Origin of the sequence: Prescottella sp. D32 (assembly GCF_037287305.1) — a bacterium.
Lineage (GTDB): Bacteria > Actinomycetota > Actinomycetes > Mycobacteriales > Mycobacteriaceae > Prescottella > Prescottella equi.
On record NZ_JARBSW010000007.1, the window covers coordinates 139,094 to 153,466 of the forward strand.

General features: G+C 67.1%; 19 protein-coding genes. 12 read left to right on the forward strand and 7 right to left on the reverse strand.

The window, feature by feature from the left end; all coding sequences use genetic code 11:
- Positions 1–14 precede the first annotated feature (14 nt).
- The 4 genes from PSS76_RS23380 to PSS76_RS23395 all read left to right on the forward strand — a co-directional run bounded on the left by PSS76_RS23380 (position 15) and on the right by PSS76_RS23395 (position 3,798).
- Entirely contained in the window at positions 15–671 is a 657-nt protein-coding gene (locus PSS76_RS23380) for an NUDIX hydrolase (RefSeq protein WP_084870830.1), read from the forward strand.
- Between the two features lie 126 nt (positions 672–797).
- The gene (locus PSS76_RS23385) at positions 798–1,817 is read left to right on the forward strand and encodes a TY-Chap domain-containing protein (RefSeq protein ID WP_084867317.1); all 1,020 of its coding nucleotides are present in this window, start codon (positions 798–800) and stop codon (positions 1,815–1,817) included.
- Positions 1,818–1,948: 131 nt separating this feature from the next.
- Positions 1,949–2,398: a DUF7144 family membrane protein gene (locus PSS76_RS23390; protein ID WP_005514211.1), complete on the forward strand. Its 450-nt coding sequence runs from the start codon at positions 1,949–1,951 to the stop codon at positions 2,396–2,398.
- Complete coding sequence (locus PSS76_RS23395; RefSeq protein WP_337456703.1) at positions 2,395–3,798, forward strand: hypothetical protein; 1,404 nt, start codon at positions 2,395–2,397, stop codon at positions 3,796–3,798. The genes PSS76_RS23390 and PSS76_RS23395 overlap by 4 nt, the downstream gene beginning before the upstream one ends.
- A 12-nt stretch (positions 3,799–3,810) precedes the next feature.
- On the opposite strand, the gene PSS76_RS23400 is transcribed toward PSS76_RS23395, so the two are convergent.
- The 4 genes from PSS76_RS23400 to PSS76_RS23415 all read right to left on the reverse strand — a co-directional run bounded on the left by PSS76_RS23400 (position 3,811) and on the right by PSS76_RS23415 (position 5,364).
- Positions 3,811–4,089, reverse strand: a complete 279-nt coding sequence (locus PSS76_RS23400; RefSeq protein ID WP_013415532.1) for a hypothetical protein — start codon at positions 4,087–4,089, stop codon at positions 3,811–3,813.
- A gap of 74 nt (positions 4,090–4,163) precedes the next feature.
- On the reverse strand, positions 4,164–4,541 hold the full coding sequence (locus PSS76_RS23405; RefSeq protein ID WP_013415531.1) for an SHOCT domain-containing protein: 378 nt from the start codon (positions 4,539–4,541) through the stop codon (positions 4,164–4,166).
- 21 nt (positions 4,542–4,562) lie between these two features.
- Positions 4,563–4,898, reverse strand: coding sequence for an SHOCT domain-containing protein (locus PSS76_RS23410; RefSeq protein ID WP_022595024.1), 336 nt, complete (start codon positions 4,896–4,898; stop codon positions 4,563–4,565).
- Between the two features lie 16 nt (positions 4,899–4,914).
- Positions 4,915–5,364, reverse strand: a complete 450-nt coding sequence (locus tag PSS76_RS23415; RefSeq protein ID WP_172504570.1) for a DUF6325 family protein — start codon at positions 5,362–5,364, stop codon at positions 4,915–4,917.
- A 205-nt stretch (positions 5,365–5,569) separates the two neighbouring features.
- On the opposite strand from PSS76_RS23415, the gene PSS76_RS23420 reads away from it, so the two are divergent.
- Together PSS76_RS23420 and PSS76_RS23425 are read left to right on the forward strand one after the other, a co-directional pair.
- Positions 5,570–5,848, forward strand: coding sequence for a GNAT family N-acetyltransferase (locus PSS76_RS23420; protein WP_013415528.1), 279 nt, complete (start codon positions 5,570–5,572; stop codon positions 5,846–5,848).
- 106 nt (positions 5,849–5,954) lie between these two features.
- On the forward strand, positions 5,955–6,953 hold the full coding sequence (locus tag PSS76_RS23425; protein WP_337456704.1) for an MBL fold metallo-hydrolase: 999 nt from the start codon (positions 5,955–5,957) through the stop codon (positions 6,951–6,953).
- A gap of 44 nt (positions 6,954–6,997) precedes the next feature.
- Here PSS76_RS23425 and PSS76_RS23430 read toward each other — a convergent pair whose 3' ends face one another.
- Positions 6,998–7,201, reverse strand: coding sequence for a type II toxin-antitoxin system antitoxin (locus tag PSS76_RS23430; RefSeq protein ID WP_005514223.1), 204 nt, complete (start codon positions 7,199–7,201; stop codon positions 6,998–7,000).
- An 11-nt stretch (positions 7,202–7,212) separates the two neighbouring features.
- Positions 7,213–8,139 carry an SPFH domain-containing protein gene (locus tag PSS76_RS23435; RefSeq protein WP_005514225.1) on the reverse strand — a complete coding sequence of 309 codons (927 nt, stop codon included), beginning with the start codon at positions 8,137–8,139 and terminating at the stop codon, positions 7,213–7,215.
- Positions 8,140–8,281: 142 nt separating this feature from the next.
- On the opposite strand from PSS76_RS23435, the gene PSS76_RS23440 reads away from it, so the two are divergent.
- Positions 8,282–9,067, forward strand: a complete 786-nt coding sequence (locus PSS76_RS23440; RefSeq protein ID WP_064079207.1) for an enoyl-CoA hydratase/isomerase family protein — start codon at positions 8,282–8,284, stop codon at positions 9,065–9,067.
- Here the strand turns inward: PSS76_RS23440 and PSS76_RS23445 are convergent, their stop codons facing one another.
- Positions 9,068–9,691, reverse strand: coding sequence for a GntR family transcriptional regulator (locus PSS76_RS23445; protein ID WP_049910272.1), 624 nt, complete (start codon positions 9,689–9,691; stop codon positions 9,068–9,070).
- A gap of 192 nt (positions 9,692–9,883) precedes the next feature.
- On the opposite strand from PSS76_RS23445, the gene PSS76_RS23450 reads away from it, so the two are divergent.
- From PSS76_RS23450 to PSS76_RS23470, 5 genes are read left to right on the forward strand one after another with little or no spacing between them, the layout of a single operon-like run.
- Positions 9,884–10,732, forward strand: a complete 849-nt coding sequence (locus PSS76_RS23450; RefSeq protein ID WP_081185381.1) for an ABC transporter permease — start codon at positions 9,884–9,886, stop codon at positions 10,730–10,732.
- Positions 10,732–11,463 carry an ABC transporter ATP-binding protein gene (locus PSS76_RS23455; protein WP_064075945.1) on the forward strand — a complete coding sequence of 244 codons (732 nt, stop codon included), beginning with the start codon at positions 10,732–10,734 and terminating at the stop codon, positions 11,461–11,463. Before PSS76_RS23450 ends, PSS76_RS23455 begins: the two co-directional genes overlap by 1 nt.
- A gap of 37 nt (positions 11,464–11,500) precedes the next feature.
- A complete protein-coding gene (locus PSS76_RS23460) occupies positions 11,501–12,583 on the forward strand; it encodes an NrtA/SsuA/CpmA family ABC transporter substrate-binding protein (protein ID WP_064079205.1) in 1,083 nt (360 codons plus the stop codon).
- Between the two features lie 8 nt (positions 12,584–12,591).
- The gene (locus PSS76_RS23465; protein ID WP_337456706.1) at positions 12,592–13,956 is read left to right on the forward strand and encodes an LLM class flavin-dependent oxidoreductase; all 1,365 of its coding nucleotides are present in this window, start codon (positions 12,592–12,594) and stop codon (positions 13,954–13,956) included.
- Positions 13,953–14,360, forward strand: coding sequence for an OsmC family protein (locus PSS76_RS23470; RefSeq protein ID WP_064079219.1), 408 nt, complete (start codon positions 13,953–13,955; stop codon positions 14,358–14,360). The genes PSS76_RS23465 and PSS76_RS23470 overlap by 4 nt, the downstream gene beginning before the upstream one ends.
- The last annotated feature ends 13 nt before the right edge of the window (positions 14,361–14,373 follow it).

The window sequence follows — 14,373 nt, forward strand, 5'->3', positions numbered from 1 at the left end:
GCTAATCTGCAACCGTGAACGAGAAGTCCCTCACCGACTATCCCCGTCCATCGGTCGCCGTGGACGTCGCGGTACTCACCGTCGACGAGCGCGGACTCGCCGTCGTGGTGGTCGACGGGCCGCGCGGCCTCGCGCTGCCGGGCACTTTCCTGCATCCGGGTGAACGCCTGTCCGATGCGGCCGAGCGGGCCCTGAGCACGAAGGCCGACCTCACCGGCACCGACTTCCATCAGCTCGCGATGTTCGACGCGCCGGACCGCGACGACCGCGGCTGGGTGCTGTCGATGGCCCACGGCGCGGCGCTGCCGGTCGACCGACTGCCCCACGACGTGCGACTGGTGCGGATCGACGACCGCGGCCCCGGCGAACCCCTGGCATTCGACCACGCCGAGATGGTGTCGCACGCGGTCGACGATCTACGGGCCCGCTACTCCCGGCACGTCGATCCGTCGGGGCTGCTGCCCGAGGAGTTCACGGTGCTCGAACTGCGCCGGCTCTACGAAGCGATCTACGACCGCCCCCTCCCCAAGGACACGTTCCGGCGACTGGTCGTCGAGGCACTCGAGACGACCGGGCGGACCAGCAGTGGTGGCGCCGGACGGCCCGCCGAGATCTTCCGCCGCACCGGGGCCGAGCTCCCCGCCGGCGCGACGGCGCTGCTCGCGGGCTGAACGGCCACACGCCGGGGTCGCCGTCCACGATCCTGTCGGGGGTCCGCGCTACCTTGATCACCACATCACCGGGCGCCCGTTTCCAGGTTTGCCCGGTGAGGCTCCATCCGGAATGACAGGGGGCTCATGATCGATTCCGACACCTTCGACGCAGCAATCGACCGGTCCTGGAACCGCTTCCAGCGCCGCCTCGCCGACCACCTCGCTGCCATGCGCAACGACGACGTCCTCGTCCTCGAGTGGGCCGAGGAATCCACGGTGGAGGGTTTCGCCCCGTGGGTGCAGTTCCTCGTGTGGGACGAGGTCATGCTGCGTGGGGAGGTGTCGTCCAACGCGTACCTCGCACCCCGCCACCAGCTGGCCCCGGCAGCCGAGAACATCCTCCGCAACCTGGGCTGGTCCGCACCCACCCACGGACCCGACGACGACCCAGACGAGGGTTCGTCCGCGTTCTTCGTCGATCGCGAACAACGTTGGGCCGACCAGTGTGCCGCAATGACCGTGACGACGTTGCGCGAGGTGTGGAGCGTCCCGCATCCGAGTTTCCTGCGACCCGAGATCGTCGGCACCCTCGCCGGCTCCGACCTGCTGGGCATCCCGGACGTCGAGACCGGTGACGAGTTCGCCGTCCCGTACGTGGACGACACTGTCGCGACGGTCCCCGACGATCCGCAGCAGCTACGCGAACTGATCGCGCGGGCAGTCGAACAGTCGCTCGGGTTCATGCCACGCCTCGACCAGGACGGCGACGTCGTGCTCACGCTCGACGACCATCCGGTGTTCGTGATCGCGCACCCCGATCAACCACTGGTGCGGGCGTGGATGCCGTTGTTGCACTCGATCAGCGGCCGGACCCGCGCCGCGGAGATGATCTGCGACCTCACCCGCCGCTGGCCCGCGATCCGGTTCACTCTCGACGAGGACCGGCTGAACGCGTCCGTCGACGTCTCGGCCAATCCGTTCGTGCCGCGCCACCTCGCGGACGCCCTCGACCAGCTGGGCCGGTTCGCGGCCTCCGTCGACACGGCATTCGCGGCGCGGTTCGGCGGCGCCCGCATCGTCGACGACCCGCCGGACGACGAGATCGACGGCGAGGCACCGAATTCCCTCGGTCCTTCCGGCCACGAACCGAAAGGTGCCGAGTGACGGACGCCGTCGCGCTCGCCGATCGCGGCTCCTGACGGACTGAGGAACCTGGACGAACTCGGTCCCGGAATCGCGGGAGCGGAGCACAATCAGGTTCCGTGCACGATTCTGCGCCGACGGAAGGGGCACCCATGTCCGACCGCACGCCCGAGAACCACGGTCACGACGGGCTCTTCGCCGGCGACACCGTGGTCGAGCAGGCCGTCGCGAAGGGAACAGCACTGGGCGGCGCGGTCCTGCTCGTCACGGTCGGCCTGCTCGAAGCCCTCCAGGGCCTGTCCGCCGTCGACGGTGACAAGGTGCTGGACCTGGACGCCGACTACCGATTCCAGCTGGGCGAGACCGGGTGGGGCTGGATCCACGTGGTACTCGGCATTGTCGTCGCCGCCGCCGGTGCGGCGCTGTTCACCGGCCGCGCGTGGGCCCGGGTGGCCGCGATGGTGATCTGCGGCGTGTCGATTCTCGTCAACTTTCTGTGGTTGCCGAACTACCCGATGTGGGCGATCTCGATCATCGCGCTCAACGCCGTGGTCATCTGGGCGGTTGCCACCTGGAACCCCGAGGAGACGTCGCGGCCATGACGAACGACGCCGGAAACGGTCTGCTCGACAACGACGAACGGGCGGAACTGCGACGCCTTCGCGCCGAGGTTGCGACGCTGCGCACCCAGGTCGCCGGATCGGGTTCGGCCACCGCGGCGCCCGCCCGCCCCCCACGGCACACCCTGCGGTGGATCGGCGTTACGGTGCTCCTGGTCCTCGTCGCCGTGCTGGCGATCGTGTCGGTGACGTCCCGCTTCGTGCGCAGCCAGATCCTCGACACTGACCGGTACATCACCACCGTCGCACCGCTCGGCGAGGATCCTGCGATCCAGGCCGAGGTCACCAACCAGATCACCGACGAGATCTTCAGCCGCGTCGACATCGACGCGCTCACTGCGGAAGCGCTGGGCGCGATCACCGAGGCCTCGAACGTCGCGTCCAACGCTCCGCGCGTCAATCAGCTCCTGACCGGGTTGTCGCCCGTGATCGCGGGTCAGGCGAAGAGCTTCGTCCACGACACGGTGTCGACGTTCGTGCAATCCCAACAGTTCGAGGATCTGTGGATCCAGGCCAACCGCCGCGCCCACAGCGCCCTCGTGTCGGTCGTCACCGGCAACTACGGGATCAGTTCCGTCGAGGTCGATCAGAGCGGCACCGTGAGCATCTCGCTGGCAACGATCATCGAGAATGTGAAGACCGCATTGACCGACCGCGGTTTCACGATCGCGCAGAACATTCCGTCGGTCGACAAGCAGTTCGTGCTGTTCCAGTCCCCGAATCTGGTGAAGGCCCAACGCGCGGTCAACGCACTCGACAAGGCGTCCGCAGTACTGCCGTGGCTCGGCATAGCCTGCATCGCCGGTGCGGTCGCGCTCGCTCCACGTGGTCGTCGCCTGCGCACCCTGTCACTCGCCGGGCTGTCGGTGGCACTCGGGATGCTCGTCCTCGCGATCGCGATACTCGTGGCCCGCGCGATCTACATCGACGACATCCCGGCCGACGTCTTGTCCGCCGATGCCGCGGCCGCGGTGGTCGACACGGTGCTCGTGCCGCTGCGCACCAGCCTGCGTGCAGTGGCGGTGGCGGCGCTGGTGGTCGCGGTCGGCGCCTATCTGGTCGGCGGATCCTCCTCGGCCATGGCCGTGCGGCGGGGGTTCGGTCGTGCCGTCACCGTGGTCAACCGTCCCGTGCACGGCCACACCCCGAGCAGCATCGAACGATGGGCATTCCAGCTTCGGGTTCCGCTGCGCTGCACGATCATCGGGATCGCAGCGTTGCTCCTGGTCTTCTGGCGCTACCCCACCGGTCTCGTCGTGTTCTGGATCGTCGTCGGCACCCTCCTCGCGCTCCTGGTGCTCGAGGTCCTGGCGCGGCCGACCCGCGGCTACGTCGAGTCCGGGGACGAGCGGGAGGCCGACGAGGTATCTCCGGCACCGTGATTCACACGTCGGTCACGAGTCGCCACGCGTGAGCTTCCAGCCGAACCGGATCGCGGCGACGGCCGACAGCCACCCGAGCACTGCGCCCACAACGGGATACATGAGCGCCACCAGCATCCACGAGCGATCGACCGCCACGGAGACGCTGCCGTACGAGTACTCGCCGACGTACGCGAAGTTGGTCCGGACGGGTTCGGACAGCCAGACCCACTCGACGAGAGTGACGACCGCGAGGGTGAGCAGACCGAGCACCAACCCGAAACAGGTCGCAAGCACCTTCAGCGCACGCATCGTGGCGCCCCGACAGATTCCATGACTGCGCACTATTCCAGGCCGGACGGCCGGAATGGGGTAAGCGCGGCGGCTCAGCTCAGCGCCCGCTGCTTCCGTTCCTGGAATTCGGAGTCGTCGATGAGGCCCGCGTCGAGCATCTGCTTCGCCTCGTGGATCTGGTGCGCGCGCGAACCCCGAGATATGCGCTCGACGTATTCGTGCTCGGCGTGCTCGACCCGCTCGAAGTCGGAGTGCGCCCGGCGCGCCATGTCGTCGCCCTTGAGAATGACGTAGACCAGCGTCGACGCGAACGGCAGGAAGATCAGGAAGACGATCCACAACGCCTTCGCAACCCCCGACATCTTGTGGTCTCGGAACAGATCGGCGAACACCGCGAACAAGACGATGAGGTATGCGCCGAAGATGAAGCAGGCGAGGATCACTGCGACGACGTTCCAGAAGCTGTCCATCTTCGGCTCCTCCTCGGTGGGTCACGACGCCAGAATTCTGGCCTTCTCCGCGGCGAACTCCTCCTCCGTGAGGACTCCCTGCGCCTTGAGTTCGCCGAGTTGTTTGAGCGCGCTGATCCGGTCGACGGTTCCCGCGGCGGCCGGCGCCTGCGCCGCAGGGGGCGGCGGTGCGGCCTCGTACTGCGGCGCCGACTGGTACTGCGGTGCGGGCTCGTACTGGGACGCGGACTCGTACTGGGGCGGAGCCTGCTGTGCTGCCCAGCGCTGGCCCTGCCTGCGCGACACCCGATTGGACACCGCAGTGGCGGTTCCTGCGACCACGGCGGTGCGGGCTACGCCTCGGAGAAGACCCGGCATGATTGCTCCTCGATTCTCAGGTGGAGGCGTCGAGCGCGTCGAGCGCCGACAGAACGCCCTGGACCGGAATGCGCCCGGACGCCACCAGTTGCGCGCCCTGACGTCGCAGCGCCGTCGCGAACGGTGCCGCCCAGCAGTTCTCGTAGACGAGGATCGCTCCGGACCTGCCAGGCTCGAGCGCGACGGCCGCCTCGTCGAGGTCGGTGCGGTCGAGCAACCCCGACGACGCCTCCGCGAACAGCGTGACGTCGACTTCGCTGCCGAACCCGAAATCCTCGATCGCGAGACCGACCACCGAGCCGTCGTCGTCCTTCCGGACGAACACCAGGTCGAGGACCCGGATGATGCCGCGTTCGACCAGGTCGACCAGGATCGGCAGCGCGGAGCCGTCGGGATTCCGCCCGGCCGGGAATTCCACGACCGCGTAATCGATGGGACCGAGTTCGTCGAACTCGGAATCGTCCAACTGCTTGTCGTCCACCGCACGACCTCTGTTCCTCGAAGGGCTGAGTCTGAAACGGAAGAGCCTCGATGCTGCGTCATCAGTATCTCATCGGGGCGCGCGACCGAAGCGGTGTTCGGCAAAGCCGGTCCGCGGGAATAGACCGATCCGGGCCGGGCCTTGTACCGAGGTAACGTGCGATCGTAAGCAACACGAAAGGAGCCCGACCGTGGCGAACAGGATCGAGCACAACGCGGATCAGAGCCGCTTCGAGATCTACGTCGACGACGCCCTCGCCGGATACGCCGACTACGTCGAGGCGCACGGGGTCCGCGACTTCGGGCACACCGTGACCGAGCCCGACTTCCGTGGTCAGGGCATCGCCGGTCAGGTCGTCAAGGCAGCACTCGACGCGACGCGCGAACAGGGCCTCAAGATCGTGCCGTCGTGCTCGTACGTCGCGAAGTACGTCCAGTCCCATCCCGAGTACGCCGACCTGGTCGCCTAGCCCGGTTTTCCGTCGAGTGGGACCTGCCTCACCGCGGCCGCGCGCCACGGGGTAACTATGGAGACATAGTTAGAACGGGTTTCAACTAGTCAACGAGGTTGCGCGCATGAGTGATGCTTCGGCCATCGGAGATGGCATCTTCCAGATCACGGTTCCTATGTCCCACAATCCGTTGGGCAGCACGCTCGTCTACGCCATGGAGTCGCCAGGCGGACTCATACTGGTCGACGCCGGATGGGACGGTGACGAGGGCTGGGACGGGCTGACCGCGGGCCTCGAGTCGGTCGGGCACTCGGTGTCCGAGGTCGAGGGGGTCGTGCTCACTCACTTCCACCCCGACCACACCGGCCTCTGCGGACGCGTCCGGGAGGCGTCGGGGGCGTGGATCGCGATGCACGAGGCCGACCACGAGATGTTCGAGAAGATGTCGTCGGGCCGGGACCAGGAGTGGATGGACTTCCAGCTGTCCAACCTCGAGCGCGCCGGCGCGCCGGTCGCCGATCGGGAGGCCTTCCAGAAGTCCGCACAGGGTGATCCGCCGGTCGGGCCGGAATCGGCCCCCGACCGGATCCTCGCCGACGACGAACTGATCGCCCTGGCGGGTCGAAGCCTGCAGGCCGTCTACACACCGGGCCACACGCCCGGCCACGTGTGCTTCTACCTCGAGGACGCCGACGTGATGTTCACCGGCGACCATGTGCTGCAGAAGACCACCCCGCACGTCGGCAACTTCGTGTACCCGCTCGAGGAGCGTGACGCGCTCGCCGAGTTCATGGACTCGCTGCGACGGGTGCAGAAGATGGACATCACCCGCGGGCTGGGGGCGCACGGCGTTCCCATCACCGACGTCGCGGGCCGGGCCGGGGAACTGCTCGATCACCACGAGGAGCGGCTCGACCACCTCTACGGCGCGTTCGCCGACGACGAGATCACGGTGTGGCAGGTGGCCGAACGGATGAAGTGGTACCGGCCGTGGGACAAGTTCCACCCCATGGCGAAGGGCATGGCGCTGTCCGAGGCCGCAGCCCACCTGCGCCACCTCGTCGCTCGCGGCCAGGTGGCGGAAGTACCGGGCAGCGATCCCGCCCGCTTCACCCGCAGCTGAACGAATCGAGAAGGGGCCCGGCGGTTTTCACCGCCGGGCCCCTTCTACTGTTCCTCGTCCTTACGTGGACGCCCCGGCCGCCGCATGCGCTCCGCACCGGCCGGAGCCCGTCCGGCGTCGTCGAGTGCGCGGCGCAGCAGGAACTCGATCTGGGCGTTGGTGCTTCGCAGCTCGTCCGCAGCCCACCGTGCGAGCGCGTCGTGCACCGCGGGGTCGAGGCGCAACAGCACCTTCTTGCGTTCGACCATGACGACGCAGCCTACTGGTAGAGCGTGCCGGTGTTGACGATCGGCTGGGCGCTCTGGTCTCCGCACAGGACCACCAGCAGATTGGAGACCATCGCGGCCTTGCGTTCCTCGTCGAGTTCGACGGTGTGCTCACGTTCGAGCCGATCCAGCGCCGACGCAACCATCCCGACCGCGCCGTGGACGATCTGCTCACGGGCCGCGATGACGGCACCGGCCTGCTGCCTCCGCAGCATCGCCTGCGCGATCTCCGGCGCGTAGGCCAGCTGGTTGATGCGCGACTCGATCACCTGCACACCCGCCGACCGCACCCGCTCCCCGACCTCCTCGGACAACCGGGAGGTGATCTCGTCGGCGTTCTGCCGCAACGAGATCGACGTGCCGTCACCGTCGTACGGGTAACTGCCGGCGATGTGGCGCACCGCGGCCTCGGTCTGGACGGCCACGAACTCTTCGAAGTCGTCGACGTCGAACGTCGCGCGGGCGGTGTCGCGCACCTGCCAGACGATGACGGCGGAGATCTCGATCGGATTGCCGTCGGCGTCGTTCACCTTCGCTTTGCCGGTGTCGTGGTTACGGATTCGGGTGGAGATGGCCCGCCGGGTGTTGAGCGGATTGATCCAGCGCAGTCCGTCCTCGCGCAGCGTCCCGGCGTACGAACCCTGCAGCAACTGGAGGACTCGAGCCTGGCCGGGTTCGACGAGGACGAGTCCGACCAGCGCGATCAGCGCCGCGACGACCACCAGGGAGCCGGCCACGATCAGCGGGATGTTCACGTCCGACCACAGCAGAACCCCAGCCGTGATCACCCCGGCGCCCGCGAGCACCGCGAGCAGTCCGCCGACCGCGACGGGCCACCCGTTGGCGGACCAGCCGAGACGCTCCACCACCCCGGTCGCTTCCACCACACCCCTACCGGCGACTTCGGTTTCGGATGCCATCGCGTGCCCTCCTCGTCCGCACGGCCCGCTCGGCCGCGCTCGTTCGAAACAGATATTAAAGTGATATCAGTTTTTAAGCAAAGCGCGGACCGGGCCTGAGAAAGACCTACCCGGCCCCTGAAATTCGTTCTAGTCTTCGAGTATGAGCATCCTGGTAGAGGACAACGCCCGCGTCCGAACCCTCACACTCGACCGCCCCGAGGCACTCAACGCGTTCAGTGAAGTCCTGTACGACGCCACCACCGAAGCGCTTCTGGACGCGGCAGACGACCCGACCGTCGCCGTCGTGCTGCTAACCGGGAACGGCCGCGCCTTCAGCGCCGGCACCGATCTCCGAGAGATGCAGGCGCTCAACACCGACCCGGACTATCAGCGCGGCAAGCACGGTTTCAATGGACTCGTCGACGCACTGGCTGCCTTCCCGAAGCCGCTGATCTGCGCCGTCAACGGTCTTGCACTCGGCGCCGGTGCGACGATCCTGGGGTTCGCCGACCTCACGTTCATGGCCGACACCGCACGTCTCCGCTATCCGTTCACCAACCTCGGCGTCGTCCCCGAGGCCGGATCGAGCTACCTGATGCCGGCGCTGATCGGGCGGCAGAACGCGGCGTGGGCACTGCTGAGTTCGGAGTGGATCGACGCCTCACAGGCGAAGGAGATGGGTCTGGCATGGCGCGTGTGCACGCCGGACGAGCTCTTGACAGTCGCCCGCGAACACGCGGAAATCCTTGCTTCCAAACCGATCTCCAGCCTCGTCGCGGTCAAACGCACGATGACCGAACCGCTGCGGACCGCGATCGCAGAGGCACGGGAACGGGAGAATGCTCACTTCCGCGAGATGCTGGGCGGACCGGCGAACGAGGAAGCCCTGGCGGCGTTCGCGGAAGGCCGACCCGCCGACTTCACGAAACTGCCGGCGGGAGCATGATCAGCGTGCGGCCATCGCCGCGAGCCGGATGTCGCGGGTGCGCTCCTGATGCGTGATCATCAGAGCACGCGCCCGCTCCCCGTCGCCGGCACGCACCGCAGCGAGAATCGCCTCGTGCTCGGCCTCGATCTGCTCGAGATTCGATGGCGCCCGCGACTCCTCCGCGTCATACACCGCGAGTTGCGCGTCCAGACGCTCCATCAGTTCGGTGATGGTCGCGTTATGGGCGGCGTCCCGTAACGCCCCGTGCCACGCGTTGTGCAGACGTAGGGCGTCGGCCGGGTCGGCAGCCGCACCGGCCTCGTCGAACAACCGCGTGAGCCGGGCCAGGTCGAGATCGGTGCGTTTGACCGCCGCGGATCGGGCGACCGCCGATTCCAGGGCGATGCGCGCATCGCAGATCTCGAGCACCTCCTCCGCGGTTCGCTCCCGCACTCGGTAACCCCGCGACACCTGGACCACCAGACCGTCGAACTCGAGTCGGTGCAGCGCCTCCCGCACGGGAGTTCGGGACAATCCCAACTCCGCGCCCACCGCAGTGGGCACGAGCGTCGAACCCGGGCGGTACCTGCCGCCGGTGATACGCCCCCGTAGTTCGATGTACGGGTTCGACCCATTCGCCACCACCACTGTCCCCCTCTGTTCGCAGTCTTCCGTCCGGCAACGCTTACCAGAGGTCGTGAGCCACTGTAAAGACTTCAAATCCATGTGTATACAGATGTCGTCATTTGCATCCCCTTGCATCTACTCTCCTGAAATCCCCTTCCTCTCAGGAGAATCCGATGTTGTCATCCGTGCACGCAGTGATACGCCCCCATGTCTGAGACCACGCTCACCCGGCCGACGGCGCCCACAGGGTCGCCCGCCTCCGCCCGCCGACGCCGCGTGCGGCCGCTCCCGTCGGCCTCGGCGGTACTGCCGTGGATCGTGCCTCTGCTCGTGCTGATCGGCTGGCAGTGGGCTTCGTCGACGGGAGCCATCTCGGCCACGATCCTTCCGCCGCCCAGCAAGGTGTTCGACACCGCCGCCCGGCTGTGGAGCGACGGCGAACTCCAACGACATCTGTCGGTGAGCGTGCGTCGCATCGTGATCGGCTTCGGCATCGGCGCGGCGATCGGTCTCGCACTCGGCTTCGCTGTCGGTCTGTCCCGGATCGCCGAGGGCGTCGTCGACCGCACCCTGCAGATGCTGCGGGCACTGCCCCACCTAGCGCTGGTGCCGCTGCTCATCGCAGCGTTCGGAATCGGCGAACTACCCAAGATTGTGCTCGTCACGCTCGGTGTGATCTTTCCCGTGTATCTCAACACGGTCGCCGGGATCCGCACCGTTGATCCCAAACTCGTCCAGCTCGGGCGCTCGTACGGACTCCGCCGAGGTGCGCTGATCCGTCAGATCGTCGTCCCCGGTGCAATGCCGATGATCCTCACCGGAATCCGCTATGCGCTCGGCGTGGCCTGGCTGACGCTCGTCGTGGCCGAAACCATCGCGACGAGCGAGGGCATCGGCTATCTCGCGCAGAACGGACGCGATCTCCTACGCAACGACCGCATCGTGCTGGCGATCGTGCTGTATGCCCTCGCCGGACTTGTCGCCGACCAGATCATCCGACTCGTCGAGGCCCGCGTCCTGCGTTGGAACCCCAACTATCGGAGAGGAAATCGATGATGACGGCGATGGAGCTGATCGGTCTCGAACTGACGGGCATCGGGCACCGCTACCGCGACAAACACGTTCTCGCCGATCTGGACCTGTCCATCGCCCCCGGCGAGTTCGTCACCTTCCTCGGACCGAGCGGCGTCGGCAAGTCCACGTTGCTGCGGATCATCGCCGGACTCGAGGAACCCACTTCCGGCCGGATCGACACCACCGGCGGTGGAAAAACCGTGTCGCGGATGATGTTCCAGGAAGATCGCCTTCTGCCCTGGCGGAGTGTCCTCGACAACGTCCAGCTCGGGACGCGCGGCAGACGCGACGAGGCGGCCGCGCTGTTGACCGAAGTGGGTCTGGCCGGACGCGAGAACGACTGGCCCTCGGAGCTGTCGGGTGGTCAGAGGCAACGCGTGGCGCTCGCCCGCGCTCTACTGCACCACCCCGATGTCCTGCTGCTCGACGAGCCGTTCGGCGCGCTCGACGCGATCACCCGCGTCCAGATGCAACAACTTCTCGAGCGAGTCCTGGCCGAGTACCCCCGTACCGTTCTACTCGTCACCCACGACGTCGAGGAAGCACTCACGCTGTCCGATCGAGTCCTGCTCCTCACCGATCGCGGAATCACTCGTGAACTTCGAATCGATCTCCCCCGCCCCCGCGCCCGCGGCAACCCAGATCTCGCGGCCTGGAAGGAGGAGTTCCTCGACGGGCTCCTCGAAGCCGACGCGGCACCATCCGGCGTCTGATCTACACCCAGCGCAATCGACAGAAGGATCACCTCTCATGCCCCCCTCCTCCTCCTCGACCCTGGATCGACGCGGGTTCCTGCGCGCGACCGGTGCCGGTCTGCTCGGTCTGTCAGCCCTCGCACTGACCGGATGCGGCACCGGTAACTCCTCGACTACCGACACCGGTCCGCTGACCCAGGTGCGGTACGCACTGATCGGAGACGGCAACGCCGAGCCCGGTACCGTGCTGCGCCACGGCCTCGGTGGCTTCGACGTCTCGGCCGACCTCGGCGGGGTCCCGATCCAATGGCCCACAGGGTTCCCGGCGTCGCTGCCTGTCATGGAGGCGATCAAGTCCGGCAGCGTCGACTTCTCCTTCGCGACCGCGACCGCGGTGATCTACGCGATCGGCGGCGGCGTGCCGATCGTTCCGCTCGTCGCGTATCCCCTCCCGTCCGACGAGGTCGACATCCTGGTCCCGCAGGGGTCCACTATCCGATCCGTCACCGATCTGAAGGGCCGCAAAGTCGCCGATCATCGCGGGACCACCGGCACCTACAGTCTGGTGAAGTACCTCGAGTCCGCCGGTCTCACGATCGACGACATCGAGTACGTCAACCTCACCGCCGCGGATGCGGAAGCCGCGTTCGCACAGGGCAAGGTGGACGCGTGGATCACCTGGCAGCCGATGGCGGAACTGGCCCAGCGCAAGCACAACGCCGTCACGCTGCCCGGTGTGCGCACCTACGATTACGCGTTCTTCGTCGCGAGCGAGTCGTTCGCGAACAACCACCCGCAGCAAACCGCCACCCTGGTCCGCAGCGTTCGTGACGCTCAGCGCTGGATCGACGCCAACCCGGAGGCGGCTGTCTCCGAGTTCACCCGCCTCGGAGGGTTCGCCGGCAGCGAGCTCGAAGCCCAGGTCTACCTCGATCTGGTGCGCGCCGGCCGCCTGTCCTATTCCGGGGCCGGAGATTTCACCACGATCGGAGCGGACGCGATAGCGGGCACGCAGGATCTCGCAGACAACTTCCATCGACTCGGCGTGTATCCGGACCGGGTCGATGTGACCACGTGGCTGCAGGATCCGCGATTCGACTCGATCAAGTCCGTCATCGACCAGGAACTTGCGAAGTAGGTAACGACATGTCCGACAACAAGATGCACCTTGCCGCCTTCGTCACGGCCGGCCCCGGACGCCCTGGTGGCTGGCGATATCCAAGCTCGGTTCCCGGGTGGCTGGACGCTCGGTACTACCAGGACATCGCCCGCACGCTCGAAGACGGCCGCTTCGACCTCGCCTTCTTTGCCGACATCCTCTCGGTGCCGGACCGTTTCGGTTCCAGCACCGACACCCAGTTGCGCAACGGCGCGCTGGGGTCCCTGCGCCTCGACCCGCTACACGTGCTGACATCGATGAGCGCAGTCACCGACCATCTGGGCCTGGCAGCGACCGTCTCAACCACCTATGCACAGCCGTTCACCGTCGCCAGATCGTTCGCGACGCTCGACCATCTGACCGATGGCCGCGCTGCCTGGAACGTCGTCACATCCTTCCAGGAGTCCGAGGCCCGAAACTTCGACCGCGACGCACAGTTCCCCCGGGACAAGCGATACGAGCGTGCCGACGAGTTCCTCGAGGTCGCGGGCAAGCTATGGGATTCGTGGGAGGAGGACGCCCTGGTAGTCGACACCGAGGCGCCGCTGTTCGCCGATCCCGAAAAGGTGCATGCCATCGAGCACAAGGGCGAGTGGTTCACGGTCCAGGGCCCGCTCAACGTCCCGCGGCCACCCCAGGGGTACCCAGTCGTGATCCAGGCCGGCGCGTCGGCGAAGGGCAAGGACTTCGCAGCGCGTTGGTCGGACGTGATCTTCTGCAGCCATGCATCGTTGGAGTCCGCGCAGGACTTCTACGCCGAGATCAAGGGCCGAGCAGCCGCCCACGGCCGGGACCCCGAGCAGGTGAAGATCCTGCCGTCGATTGCGCCGATCATCGGTCCCACCAACGCCATTGCGCACCAGATGTTCGACGAGTTGTTCGAGCTCATCCCTCCTCTCGGTGGCCTCTCCACACTCGCCTACCACTTGGACGTCGATCTATCGACCTTTCCACTCGACGAGAGGTTGCCCGAGGTCGAGGTACCCGGCGTAGAGGGCCACTACCGCGAGGTCCGAGAGATCACCGAGCGCGAGGGTCTGACGCTGCGCGAACTGGGCAAACAGTACGGGGGCCGCGTCGAGGGCGGCTTCATCGGCACAGCGCCGGAGGTCCCGGACGGTCTCGAGCAGTGGTTCACCGGGGGCGCATGCGACGGCTTCATGGTCCAGGCTCCGTACCAGCCCGGCGGCTTCGAAGACTTCACGAGACTCGTCGTACCGGAGTTGCAGCGGCGGGGCCTCTTCCGCACCGACTACGAGGGCGCCACCCTTCGCGAGAATCTCGGCCTGGCCCGCCCGGATCGCGGCGAGTGGACCAACCGCGTCCCCCGCGCCGCGGCCGGGATCCGATGAGCAACGTCGCTGTCGTCACCGGACACACGATCGCGGGCCGCCCCGGGCGGTACGTGCTCGACGCCCGCGCCAACCACCTTGTCAGCGATTCTCGTCTCGGGCCCGGCGAGTCGATCCAGGCGGGTGAGTTGCTGCTGTCGGCGTTGGCTTCGTGTGCCATGGCGAATTTCGAAGCCAACGCCGCAGCCGAGGGCCTCGGCATGACGAGCATCGAGGTGGTCGCCTCGCACGGCCGCGGAACCATCGACCCCACCCGCTACGACTTCACACACGTGACGATCACCGTCGACGGTGTCGAGCAGGCCGACGCGGACACGCTTGCTGCCCGCTTCGTCGCATCCTGTCCGATCTACAACACGATCAGACGTGGCGGCAACATCGAACTGATGGTGATCGCACGCTGACGGCGCTAGGCCA

What these genes read in the sequence shown, in the direction of transcription:
- PSS76_RS23425 (WP_337456704.1), top strand. Translation starts at nt 5,955, where the DNA reads ATGAGTGATGCTTCGGCCATCGGAGATGGCATCTTCCAGATCACGGTT.
- PSS76_RS23460 (WP_064079205.1), top strand. Translation starts at nt 11,501, where the DNA reads ATGCCCCCCTCCTCCTCCTCGACCCTGGATCGACGCGGGTTCCTGCGC.
- PSS76_RS23465 (WP_337456706.1), top strand. Translation starts at nt 12,592, where the DNA reads ATGTCCGACAACAAGATGCACCTTGCCGCCTTCGTCACGGCCGGCCCC.
- PSS76_RS23450 (WP_081185381.1), top strand. Translation starts at nt 9,884, where the DNA reads ATGTCTGAGACCACGCTCACCCGGCCGACGGCGCCCACAGGGTCGCCC.
- PSS76_RS23410 (WP_022595024.1), bottom strand. Translation starts at nt 4,898, where the DNA reads ATGCCGGGTCTTCTCCGAGGCGTAGCCCGCACCGCCGTGGTCGCAGGA.
- PSS76_RS23390 (WP_005514211.1), top strand. Translation starts at nt 1,949, where the DNA reads ATGTCCGACCGCACGCCCGAGAACCACGGTCACGACGGGCTCTTCGCC.
- PSS76_RS23430 (WP_005514223.1), bottom strand. Translation starts at nt 7,201, where the DNA reads ATGGTCGAACGCAAGAAGGTGCTGTTGCGCCTCGACCCCGCGGTGCAC.
- PSS76_RS23405 (WP_013415531.1), bottom strand. Translation starts at nt 4,541, where the DNA reads ATGGACAGCTTCTGGAACGTCGTCGCAGTGATCCTCGCCTGCTTCATC.
- PSS76_RS23385 (WP_084867317.1), top strand. Translation starts at nt 798, where the DNA reads ATGATCGATTCCGACACCTTCGACGCAGCAATCGACCGGTCCTGGAAC.
- PSS76_RS23395 (WP_337456703.1), top strand. Translation starts at nt 2,395, where the DNA reads ATGACGAACGACGCCGGAAACGGTCTGCTCGACAACGACGAACGGGCG.
- PSS76_RS23400 (WP_013415532.1), bottom strand. Translation starts at nt 4,089, where the DNA reads ATGCGTGCGCTGAAGGTGCTTGCGACCTGTTTCGGGTTGGTGCTCGGT.
- PSS76_RS23455 (WP_064075945.1), top strand. Translation starts at nt 10,732, where the DNA reads ATGACGGCGATGGAGCTGATCGGTCTCGAACTGACGGGCATCGGGCAC.
- PSS76_RS23440 (WP_064079207.1), top strand. Translation starts at nt 8,282, where the DNA reads ATGAGCATCCTGGTAGAGGACAACGCCCGCGTCCGAACCCTCACACTC.
- PSS76_RS23435 (WP_005514225.1), bottom strand. Translation starts at nt 8,139, where the DNA reads ATGGCATCCGAAACCGAAGTCGCCGGTAGGGGTGTGGTGGAAGCGACC.
- PSS76_RS23470 (WP_064079219.1), top strand. Translation starts at nt 13,953, where the DNA reads ATGAGCAACGTCGCTGTCGTCACCGGACACACGATCGCGGGCCGCCCC.